A 12,095-nucleotide genomic window follows, 5' to 3' on the forward strand; every position below is an offset into this window, starting at 1 on the left:
TTTATTAAAATCAATAATTGTGTATAATATTATTAAGCACATAAATTAAATATATTTTCAATCAAACTATAAAAAGGAGCATTTATGCAATTTAAAAAATTATTATTAACAATTTCTGGAATTAGTACATTGCTAGTACCAGCTGTTGCGGTTTCTTGTGGGGGTTCTCAAACTCGAACATCTGGATATCACAGACGTGATAGTGACTATGTAAGATCTTCAGAAAGAGTTGCAGCACTTACAACAAACTCAACTTTAACTCATGACTTTGCTCAATCAGAAGCAATTAAGCAAAAAAACATTAAATTTACTTTAATTACTGATACAGGTAATGTTACTGACAAATCATTCAACCAATCAGCTTGAGAAGCGTTAAATGCTATTGGTGATCAAACTCAAAAATCAGATACAGAACAATCATTTGAGTTTGTTACAGTAAAACCACGTAAAGATACATATCAACAATCATACAATACTGCTGTAGATACTGGTACTAATGTACTTGTTTTACCAGGATTTGCCCACGGCGAAGAAATTAGTAAATTCATTAAAGCAAATAAAGCAAAATTACAACAAAAGAAAGTTGTTATTATCGGAATTGACTTTACTGTAGAAACTGACTATGAATACTTCTATGCACTTAATTTTGATGTTAACCAAGCTTCATGACAACTTGGATATGCACTTTCAAAATACTTATCAACAGAGTTTGCTAGTGCACCAGATTCAAGAAAGGTTGCTACATTAGGTGGGGGAGCATTCTTTGGGGTTACAGACTTTATTACCGGATATTTAAAAGGTATTAAAGCATGGAATGATGCCAACCCAACTTTAAAAACAAAACATGCTGATAGTATTAATTTAAATGCAGGATTTGAAGCTAATGACGCTCAAAACTCTGCAATTACCAATATGTTAGGTACAGGTGCTAAAATTGTTTATCCAGTTGCTGGACCTGCAACAACTCAAACAGTACAATCAGTTACAAGTAATGAATCATACCGTGATAAATTAGTTGTTGGAGTTGATGTTGACCAATCTAAATCAATTCCAGCTAGTTCAGGTTACTTTGCTACTTCAGTACTAAAGAATATTGCACAAGCAACATATGACATTATTTTAGCTAAAGTATTTGGAATTCAAGCGCTTGAAACCAAAATTTCAGCCTTCAAACAAGGTGACAAAAATAACTACTATGGTGGATTTGGTGACGGTTGAGTAGGTCTTGCACCTTCAACAATTGCTGATACAGCTAAGAGAGAAAAAATGCAAGCTGCTATTGAGGAAGCTAAAACTAAATTCAATGCACTTTCAGCAGATGACAAAGCATTTGTTAGTGCACCAAAAGCTACTAAAGAATCACAAGCGGCTACCGACGAAAACTCAATTAAAACATTAGTTGATACACTTTTAGCTGCAGTAAATCAATAATTTATTCAAAAAGTTATTTTATTAAGCCGCCTGATGGCGGTTTAATTCTTCAAATGATACCTTTACTTTTTATTATATCTAGTGAAAGGAGGTTAAAATGGAAAAACTTAATGCTATTGAATTTAATAATATTTCTAAGTCCTTTGGAACTATTAAGGCTAACCAAGAAATAAGTTTTCAAGTTGAAAAAGGAACAATACATGCACTAATTGGTGAGAATGGTGCTGGAAAAAGTACCCTTATGTCAATTTTATTTGGGCTTTATTCACCTGATAATGGTGTTATTAAAGTTAATAATAACGAAGTATTAATCAAAGGGCCTAATGATGCTAATGCTTTAGGTATTGGTATGGTGCACCAACACTTTAAATTAGTTGATGTTTATACCAACTTAGAAAACATTGTCCTTGGTGCTGAAGATATCAATAAAAATACTCGTGTTATTGATTATGCGCCAGCAATTAGAAAAATTAAAACAATTCAAAATAAGTTTGATTTACGTTTTGACTTAAATAAACTAACAGGTACCGAAACAGTTGCTACCCAACAAAAAATTGAGATTATGAAAATGCTTTACCGTGATTCAGAAATCTTAATTTTTGATGAACCTACAGCTGTTTTGACAGACCAGGAAATCCAAGGCCTTTTAAATACTTTCAAATTATTTAAAGAACAAGGTAAAACAATTTTATTTATTTCACATAAATTAGGTGAAATAAAAGAAGTTGCTGACAATGCAACTGTTATTCGTCATGGAAGAGTTACAGGTAATTTTGCCGTTAAAGATGTTTCAATTGAAGAAATGGCTAACCGAATGGTTGGCGGTGAAGTTGAAAATGCCCGTAATGAATATACCGACACAACGAAAAATAAAATTATTTTAGATGTACAAAATGTTTCTACAGAAGGTGAAAAACCCCTTAAAAATGTTTCATTACAAATTAGAAGCGGTGAAATTGTTGCTATTGCTGGAGTTGAAGGCAATGGTCAAACTGACTTAGAATATGTTATTAGTGGTATGAAAAAACCTTCTAACGGAACAATTAAGTTAACCAAAACACCTTTAATTAAAGAAAAATTAAAAATAATTGAAAAAGCCAATATAAGAAAAATTTACTTTAATGATCTAATGTTCTTTTTAACATTTATTGTTGGTACGATTTTAATGGTGTTAACACCAGAAGCAAAAGATATAAACGTTATTTATAAAATAATTGGTGGATTTTTATATGCTATGACAATTGTATTTTTCTTTCAATCTTTTAATAGTGAAGTAAAAAACCGTAAGAAACTTGAAAATATTGTCTTTTATAATTTTTCAAGTAAAGCGCGCCGGCTTGTTTACTTAACAAAAATATCATATTTAGTTACAACATTAATTTTATTAATTTTATGGCTTTCAGGATTTATTTTAAATGAATCTCAAATCATACCATTAGTTTCTTTAGCTATTTTCTTAATTAATGGGCTACTAATGGCTTGAAACTTAGTTTTCATCTTTAAAGCTTTACATATTTCCAGACAAATCTTTGATAAAAACAATTTAATTCGTCATGTTGCTGTTATTCTGCTAAATTCAATTTTATACATTGTGTCATTTATTATTTTGGTGTTTATTGCTTTTACAAATATTAGAGCAACATTAAGCACAACAACTAATAATGTTATTTATGTAATAATGTATATATCTGTTTTAGTTTCTGCTGTAGCATTATTAATGCATTTTTATAGTTGAGAATTATTCTTCACTAAATCAAATGACAAAGAACAGCTGCAAGACCAAGATGAATATTTAGATTTAGAAAATCTTTCAGTTTACGAAATTTCAAAGCTTGGTCTTTCATTTATTCCAAGTGATAGACATAAACACGGTTTAGTACTGGACTACAACATTAAATACAACACTGTCTTGCGTAGGCTTTGAGATTCTTCTTATGTAAAATTTGGTATTTTCAATGAAAAAGCTATTAAACAAGAAACTAAAAATATTATTGAGAAATATGATGTTCGAGGAGCACGTAATGGTATTTCCCAAGCTCGCCAACTTTCTGGTGGGAACCAACAAAAATTCATTGTTGGTCGTGAAATGAATTCTCCTCATGACTTTATTTTAATTGTGCAACCAACTCGTGGTTTAGACGTTGGAGCAATTAAAAACATTCACGAACAAATTTTAGAAGAAAAGAAGAATGGTAAAGCTATTTTATTAATTTCGTATGAACTTGATGAGGTTTTAGCTTTAGCTGATAAAATAGCGGTTATAAATACAGGTGAAATCTTAGCTGTTAAAGAAGCTAAAGATTTAACCAGAACTGAAATTGGTATTTATATGGCACATAAAAACGAAGAGAAAGGAGCAAACTAATGAAAAAAGGTTTATATGCAGATAATCCTGTTGTAGATTTTGGGGAAAGAACTCGTAGATTCTTTATGTTTGAAGAAAAAGCAAGCAGTCGTAGAAAGATTTTTGCATCTATTTGAGCTGTTTTCTTTGGATTACTATTTGCTTCAATCATTTATTGAATTATTGGAAGTACTGGCGACAATCCCCAAGATACAACACTTTTCTCATTTGTAACATATATTTTTAGATTCTCAAGTACTGAATCTAATAGAAGTGTTTTCTTACTTTATTTCCTTTTCTTTGCCTTTTCTGGTTTAGCCATTTCGATTGGTTTTAAATCAGGGTTATTCAATATTGGGGTTTCAGGTCAAATGACTTTCCCTGCAATTATTTTCTTTGCAATTATTATTGGTTTAAAATTAGATATTGAAAAGATTTCATTAGAGTTCTTAGTTGGAATGTTCTTTGTCTTTATAATCATGGGAATGTTTATAGGACTTATTTCAGGATTCTTAAAAGCATTCTTTAATGTACACGAAGTTATTTCAACGATCTTTTTAAACTGAATTATTACATATATTGCAAAATATTTATTTACACAAGGTAATGAAGCTTTTGGGAAGGAAGCTTTTAGTTACTTTGACCCAGTTAGTGGAACAAAAAATATTTTTATTAGTGCCGAACATCAAAATTTATTTATTTATTTTGGAATTGGCTTAATTATCGCTTTGGTTGTTTTTGTGTGATTTATTTACAGTAAAACAGCTATTGGATATAAAATCAAAATGGTTGGCTTAAATAAAACTAATGCTAAATATGTTGGTATTAACGAAAAATTACTTATAGTAACCATTATGGGGATTTCAGGTGCTTTATCTGGTGTTGCTGGGTTTTTCTTAATTATTCTTAAGAACAATAAATTAGAAGCAGCATCTGCGCCTATGGGAATTGGATTTGAAGCAATTGCAATAGCCTTAATTGCTTTAAATAGTCCAATTGGTGTTTTATTTACGTCAATATTCTATTCTCTTATAAATACTTCTCAAATTGGATTTAGTTTCTTAAGAGGATCTGAAAAAGTTACTTTTGACTTTTTCCCAATTATTACTGGTATTATTATCTTTATGTCAGCTTTAGCAATTATTTTCTATAAATTTAGGGTAATGAGAACTATGGCTAAATATGGATATTTAAGTACAAATAAAACTTATTGATATAACTTTAAAACATACCACATTAGTAAATTTAAATATATTTTACCTGAGAAAATTAACTTATTTAAACTATATACAACTGGTATTAAAACTCGTTTAAACTTTAGAAAACAAGAAATGCAATATCAAAAAGATGTTTACAATCAAATTAAAGCTTCAAAAAATATGAGCGAAGAAGAACTTTTAGATTTTTACACCAAATTATCTAAAGCTAAATTCGACCATATTGCAAAACGTAATGAGGCTGGTTTAAACCAATATCGTGATTCAAAGAATAAATTTAAAAACCAAGTTCAAAACCGTAAACAAAACTTTAATATATTAAAAGAATCATTATTCTTAGACTTTAATAAGAAAGTTTTAGCAAAATATAAACAAACTTTCAAAATTAAAGATTTAACTGTAGAAGGAGGAGTGTAATATGGAAATAATTCTTAGTTATACATTTTTCTTCTTTGTTATCCTTCTATTAGGTACTATTTCAGGTATTTTCTCTGAAAGATCTGGAACTGTTAATATTGCTATTAATGGATTTATGGTCTTTGGTGCGGCTGTTTATTCGATATTTAGTGTCATCTTTACTGATTCACTAAATATTACTAGTGCTTGGTCACAAATTCCACTTACTTTATTAGCTGGACTTGTTACTGTATTATTTGGTCTATTGTTTGGTTTAGCAGCTGTTAAATTCAAATCAGACCAAACAATATCTGGTTTTGCTATTAACGTTTTAGCAACTGGTATTGCGGCAATGGTAGTTTTATACTTAACAACCAGAACTCAAAAAGCGGGATCAGTTATTGTTTTTAGAGGACGTGAAGAATTAGCTTTATCTCCTGCAATTGGAACTTACCGTAACATTGTTTCATTTAAATTAGCAGTTGTTATTATAGTAGCTATAGCCTCATGGTTTGCACTTAGAAAAACAAGATGAGGTTTAAGATTTAGATCTGTTGGTGAAAACCCTCAAGCAGCTGATGTAGCCGGAGTAAATGTTAATCGTATTAAATGACAAGGTTTAGCGATATCTGGATTTATTGCGGGGATTGCTGGTGCGATCTATGCTCAAGTGCAAATTAATATTTTTTCACTTTCAAAAGATGTGCAAGGGTTTGGTTTCATCGCCCTAGCCATTATGATTACCTCAAGATGAAAAATTAGTTTTTCAGTAATTGTGTCATTATTCTTCTCATTCTTACTTGCATTCTCATTCTATGGAATTAATACCCTTGGTGCTTCATTAAGTAAATTTGCAGATTTATTAGCAATGATCCCATACTTAATTACCTTAATTATTATGATTATTTCAAGTAAGAATTCATATGGACCTGCAGCTGCAGGTATACCTTATGATAAGTCTAAGAGGTAATAAAACACATTACTCACTTAACAATAAAATAATAACCAATATTTGGTTGTTATTTTATTTTTTTAAGTTATATATAATTTATTATCATTTATATCATGAATTTTATTACATGCAGCATGATTAATTTAAATGTAAAAAATCAACCTATTTAAATAGGTTGATTTTACTTATTATCTTTAATAGTTAAATAAATTTCATCTAATTGATCTTGTGCAACATGTGATGGTGCACCAGTAAAGATATCCTCGCCTTTAGAATTTTTTGGAAAGGCGATAACATCTCTAATGCTACTATGACCTGCTAAAATCATGATGATTCGGTCAATTCCCAAACCGATACCACAATGAGGTGGAACACCATATTCTAAAGCATTTAGGAAAAACCCAAATTTAGATTTTTGTGTTTCTTCATCCATTCCAATTAGTTCAAAAACAGTTTTTTGAGTTTCCTGATCAAAGATTCTGGCAGATCCTGATCCAAGCTCAAAACCATTTAAAACCAAATCATAACTTTTAGCTTTGATTTGTGATTTATCTAATTCACTAATTTCTTCTAATGAATGATTAAATTGAGTAAATGGGTGATGTGCTGCAGCCCACGAGTTTGTTTCATGATCATATTCAAACATAGGAAAGTCAATAATTCATTTAAATGCATATTCATTTGATGCTCAATTGAATCATGTATTTAATTCTGTTCTTAAAGCACCTAAGGCCTGTGATGCCTTTTGGTAAGTGTTAGCAACAATTAAATATGTACCATCTTGTTTTGTTTGTCTATTAATTAATTTTTGAACTGGCTCTAATACTTTTGATGCAAAGTTTGAATGGTCTATTTCTCCATTATTTACAACAAAGTAAAACAAGGCATTTGCTCCATTTTTCTTAGCAATTTCTTCTAATGATTTAAATTGTTTTTTACTTATTTGTTCAGAAATTTTTAATAATCTTTTGCTTGATGCTTCTTTAATAATGTTAAAATCTGATTCAGCACAAAAATCATTAATATCAAGAATATGATTTTTAAAACGTAAATCAGGTTTATCATTTCCATATTTGGAAATAGCCTCATCATATGTAATTCTTTCAAAAGGAATTTTTATTTCAACATTCATTGTTTTTTTCATAACATATTGGAACATTTGTTCAATCAATGTTTGAAAGTTTTGAACATCAGTAAAACTAGTTTCAATATCTAGTTGAGTAAACTCAGGTTGGCGATCTTTTCGTGAATCTTCGTCTCGAAAACATCTGGCAACTTGAAAATATTTTTCAAAACCTGAAATCATTAATAATTGTTTAAATAATTGAGGGCTTTGAGGTAATGCATAAAAACTATTTAAATTACGAGTAGGAACTAAGAAATCCCTGGCCCCTTCTGGTGTGGCTTTTGAAAGCATTGGGGTTTCAATTTCCATAAAGTCTTGGTTTTGCAAAAATTCTCTGAGAGCAAAAATAAATTTATTACGTAATGAAAGTGTTTTTTGCATTATTGGTCTTCTTAAGTCTAGAAAGCGATTTTGTAGCCTTAATTCTTCCTTAACTTCTATATCATCACGAATTTGGAATGGTAATTCATTTGCCGCTTTAGATAAAACTTTATATTCTTTTACTATAACTTCAATTTCACCAGTAGGCAGATCTTTATTAATATCTTTCCGTAGTTCTACTTTACCTGTTACTTCTAAAACACTTTCTTTAGTGAAGTTGATTGGTTGATTAAATATTAATTGAGTAATACCAAATTTATCACGTAGGTCAACGAAGTTTAATTCTCCAAATTTACGTTTGTTTGCTACCCAGCCATATAAAGTCACAATTTGACCAATATTTTCTTTTCTTAATTGATTATTATTAATTTTTTTTGTCATTTATTCCTCCTCTAAAAGTTCTTCCAGAGCACTTAAAGTATCTTCTTGTATTTGTTCAATATCATTAATTAGGAAATTAACAAGTGAAGTAATTCCATTGTCTTGCTTTGAGAATGTTATTCTTTCTTTAGTCTCTAAGTTTTTTATAATAAATAAATCTGGATATTTTAAATCGGTTGTAATAATGTAATTAGCATTATATTTGCTTGCTTTTTCAAGCACTTTCTTAGATTTAACTAAGCTAAATTCAAAAATAGCTTGGAAGTTTGGAATTTGACTTAAAGCAATATAAAATTTCATTAAGGCAGCAATATCTGCCTCTTTATTTGAAGCACACAAATAAAGCTTAGTGCTTTGGTCTGCTTCTTTTAGGTTTTCAATTGATAATGATTCACTATTAGCAAAAAAGTCAATTAAACGTTCAACCCCTAAAGCAAAACCAACACTTGACAAAGATGGGCCGCCTAACTCACTAATTAAATTAGAATATCTTCCACCACCAATAATTGCAGCTTGTGATTTATCAGAGCGAGATGTTGCAATAAATTCAAAAACTATTTCATCGTAATAATCCAATCCTCTAACCAAATCCTCTGATACCTTATAATCAACATCTCAATCTTTTAAAGCTTTACATAAATTATCAAAATATGTTTTTGATTCACTTGATAAATATTTTGAAATTTTAGGTGCTTTTTTAACAAAACCAAGTTGTGAATCAATTTTATCATCTAAAATACGTAATACATTACCACTTTCAAGTCTTTCTTGGGAAATGCTTGAAAGTTGTGATTTATAAGGATGAAAATATTCTTTTAAGGCTTGTGAATATTTATCTCTTGTTTGTTTGTCGCCAATTGTATTAATTTTTAAGGTAAAGTCATCATTAGCAAAAACACTTAAAAGATTATTAGCTAATAAAATTACTTCTAAATCTTTTAAATAATTTTTTTCTCCTACGTGCTCAAAGCCAATTTGATAGAATTGGCGGTATCTACCTTTTTGAGGTTGCTCATAACGGAACATGGTACCTATATAGAAGAATTTTTGATTTGGGAGTGTGTGCCATTTATTTTCAACATAAGCTCTTACAAAGCTTGCTGTTCCTTCTGGTCTTAATACAATATTTCTATTACCTTTATCAGTAAATTGAAACATTTCCTTACGAACTAAATCGGAATCTCCAACACTTCTTGAAAATACTTCTTGGTTTTCAATAATAGGGGTATCAATTTCTTGATATGCTTGCTGTTGTCCTAAAATACGAGCCACATCAAAAATATGATTTCTGATTTGTGTTTTTTCTGGCGAATAATCGATTGTTCCTTTAATTTTACTTATCATAAAACTCCTTAATTTTAATATTTATATAATTATAATATAACAGCAAAAAGTTTAAAAAACAAATTAAATAAAATTCTTTTTTTGTTAAAATATATAAGCAATATGTTTAATTGCAGAAAGTAGAATCACTTCTCACCTGATGGCCCTATAGCCTTGGGTTTAGCTACAATTAAATGCATCAATAATGGTGCTTTTTGGTAGGTCGAGTGCGATTACTTTTTAAGTTATTTTTAATAAGGAGAAATTATTAATCATTCAGATAAAAGAAAAAGGCCTGTTGCAGAGCATTTTGTAAATCATGATATCCCTTATCCAAAGGTTTTTGTTATCGATTCAAATGGTGAAAAAGTTGGTGTACGAACAAAGGGTGAAGCTCTGGAATTGGCAATAAGTCAAAAAATGGATCTAGTGTTAATTAGTGTTGATCCAAAACCTATTGTTAGAATTCTAGATTATGGTAAGTTTAAATACGACCGTAAGAAAAAACAAAAAGAAATCAAAGAAAAGCAAACGAATATTCAAAATAGAGAAATTCGTTTAACACCAATGATTGGTGAAAATGATTTATTAACTAAGAGTAGAAAAGCACGTGATTTTTTACTTGATGGTGATCGTATTAAAGTATCCGTAAAACTTAGAGGTCGCGAAATAGGGAGAAAAGACTTAGGTTTAGTGGTTTTAGATAGATTCTTTACTTCATTAGAAGATATAGCTGATAAAACTACCGAACCTAAATTAGTAAATGATCGTTTTTTAGATATGAATCTCCAACCCAATAAAAATAAAATCGCTAAATACTTAAAAGAAAAGAATCAGGGAGTTGCTAATGCCTCATCTGATTCTGAACAAGGAGAAAAAAATGCCAAAAATGAAAACTAAAAGTGCTTTAAAGAAAAGAATTAAAGTTACTGGAACTGGTAAAATCTTAAGAGAACAAGCTTACCGTTCACACTTAGCACAAAATAAATCAACCAAACAAAAACGTCATGCCCGTAAATCTGTTTTAATGTCTAAGAGTGACTTAAAGAGATTTAAAGCTTTAATCTAATCTTGCTACCAAGGTTTCAAGATATTTATAATTATTATTAAGAAAGGAAATAAAATATGGCAAGAGTTAAAGGCGGAACAGTTACAAGAGCTAGACGTAAAAAATGACTAAAATTAGCAAAAGGTTACTTTGGACATAAATCAATTGGTTATAAAGTAGCAAAGCAAGCTGTTGTTAAATCATGAACATATGCATTTAGAGACCGTAAACAAGTTAAAAGAAACTTCCGTAAATTATGAATCGCTCGTATTAATGCTGCAACTAGAGCAGAAGGAATTAGTTATTCAAAATTTATTAATGGTCTTAAAAAATCAAACATTTTAGTTAATCGAAAAATGTTATCTGAATTAGCAATTCATGAACCAAAAACCTTTTCAATGTTAGTTGAATTAGCAAAAAATGCTTAATAACTAATGTTATAATATAAAAGTATTGGAGTAATCCAATACTTTTTATTCATTATTATTTTTATGGTTGTTTACTACCTTGTCAAGTTTTCTAAGCCAATGATTAACGCCACTTTTAGTAATATTATTGTCATTTTGCTCATTTTGCATTAAAACTAATTCATTTAATGACAGTCACGGATTTTCAATTCTAAGCCTAAAAAACATTAGTTGATCATTTGAAAATAAGTTAATTAAGTTATTTTCGAACATATAGTTAACATTATCAATATGTTTAATTGAGCTATTAGCAACTTTTTGGAGATTTGAAAAATCAATATTATTAATTCTATTTAAAACATTATCTTTATCTCGCAATATTTTAACATTTTGAAGCTCAAACCACGCCTTTTTAGCAGCAATTGCTGATAAAAAATCTAATAATTCATCTATTTTTTTAATATATAAAACATAGCGGCTACGTTTTTTAAGTAAGTGGAAATTAAAATTATATTTATTAAGTTTGGATAAGATTTGACTACTTTTTTTTAAAGATAGGGTAGAGATTTCAAGATGGTATGAAGTAGAATTAACATCTGAAATATTACCAGATCCTAAAAACACTCCTGCAAAAAAAGATGTTAAATACTCCTCTTTGTTAAAAATATTAGTGAAGTTTATCGAGTCCTTGTGTAGCATTATTTTCTGCTTTCATTCATCTTTAGAGAGGAAATTCAAATTCAGTTTTTTTATTTTATTTATAATTTTATCTTTAATATAAGTATTTTTAATAATTAAAGTATAGTAATCATTGTCTAATTTAGAGTTAGCAAAAAACAAACCTTTTAAAAGATATAAATCTTCAAGAGGTTTTTTTGAATTTATTAAGATTTCTTTTTTTATTTTTGATGTAAAGGATACTTTATTTTTCATATTTTTACCCCTCCACTAATCCTATGGAATTTACTTATTATATCATAGTTATATATTTATGTTTTATTAGTAATATTAAATGGAAATGTCACATGCAAGTTTTTTGCATGTGACATTTCCAATTAATAGTTTTTTCGTTATCTTTTTTTGCAACAA

10 protein-coding genes are annotated in these 12,095 nt (G+C 29.1%); 7 read left to right on the forward strand and 3 right to left on the reverse strand.

Going from position 1 to position 12,095, the window contains the following annotated elements:
• Positions 1–84 precede the first annotated feature (84 nt).
• From AC0B4S_RS00895 to AC0B4S_RS00910, 4 genes are all read left to right on the forward strand, one after another.
• Entirely contained in the window at positions 85–1,431 is a 1,347-nt protein-coding gene (locus tag AC0B4S_RS00895; RefSeq protein WP_465101242.1) for a BMP family ABC transporter substrate-binding protein, read from the forward strand.
• A gap of 97 nt (positions 1,432–1,528) precedes the next feature.
• Entirely contained in the window at positions 1,529–3,796 is a 2,268-nt protein-coding gene (locus AC0B4S_RS00900; protein ID WP_465101243.1) for an ATP-binding cassette domain-containing protein, read from the forward strand.
• Positions 3,796–5,409: an ABC transporter permease subunit gene (locus AC0B4S_RS00905; RefSeq protein WP_465101244.1), complete on the forward strand. Its 1,614-nt coding sequence runs from the start codon at positions 3,796–3,798 to the stop codon at positions 5,407–5,409. Before AC0B4S_RS00900 ends, AC0B4S_RS00905 begins: the two co-directional genes overlap by 1 nt.
• Position 5,410: 1 nt before the next feature.
• On the forward strand, positions 5,411–6,358 hold the full coding sequence (locus AC0B4S_RS00910; protein WP_465101245.1) for an ABC transporter permease: 948 nt from the start codon (positions 5,411–5,413) through the stop codon (positions 6,356–6,358).
• 163 nt (positions 6,359–6,521) lie between these two features.
• Here the strand turns inward: AC0B4S_RS00910 and aspS are convergent, their stop codons facing one another.
• Positions 6,522–8,228 (reverse strand): aspartate--tRNA ligase, encoded by a 1,707-nt coding sequence (gene aspS, locus AC0B4S_RS00915; RefSeq protein WP_465101246.1) that lies wholly within the window; start codon positions 8,226–8,228, stop codon positions 6,522–6,524.
• On the reverse strand, positions 8,229–9,572 hold the full coding sequence (gene hisS, locus AC0B4S_RS00920; RefSeq protein WP_465101247.1) for a histidine--tRNA ligase: 1,344 nt from the start codon (positions 9,570–9,572) through the stop codon (positions 8,229–8,231).
• 246 nt (positions 9,573–9,818) lie between these two features.
• Here hisS and infC point away from each other — a divergent pair, with 246 nt between their 5' ends.
• Genes infC through rplT form a run of 3 tightly spaced genes read left to right on the forward strand, consistent with a single transcriptional unit; the run spans position 9,819 to position 11,027 of the window.
• Positions 9,819–10,451: a translation initiation factor IF-3 gene (gene infC / locus AC0B4S_RS00925; RefSeq protein WP_465101883.1), complete on the forward strand. Its 633-nt coding sequence runs from the start codon at positions 9,819–9,821 to the stop codon at positions 10,449–10,451.
• Positions 10,432–10,620, forward strand: a complete 189-nt coding sequence (gene rpmI, locus AC0B4S_RS00930; protein ID WP_465101248.1) for a 50S ribosomal protein L35 — start codon at positions 10,432–10,434, stop codon at positions 10,618–10,620. Before infC ends, rpmI begins: the two co-directional genes overlap by 20 nt.
• 56 nt (positions 10,621–10,676) lie before the next feature.
• Positions 10,677–11,027: a 50S ribosomal protein L20 gene (rplT, locus tag AC0B4S_RS00935; RefSeq protein ID WP_465101249.1), complete on the forward strand. Its 351-nt coding sequence runs from the start codon at positions 10,677–10,679 to the stop codon at positions 11,025–11,027.
• Between the two features lie 45 nt (positions 11,028–11,072).
• Here rplT and whiA read toward each other — a convergent pair whose 3' ends face one another.
• Positions 11,073–11,939 carry a DNA-binding protein WhiA gene (gene whiA / locus AC0B4S_RS00940; protein ID WP_465101250.1) on the reverse strand — a complete coding sequence of 289 codons (867 nt, stop codon included), beginning with the start codon at positions 11,937–11,939 and terminating at the stop codon, positions 11,073–11,075.
• Positions 11,940–12,095: the final 156 nt, after the last annotated feature.

The sequence above is a fragment of the Mycoplasma sp. 6934 genome, from assembly GCF_055523595.1.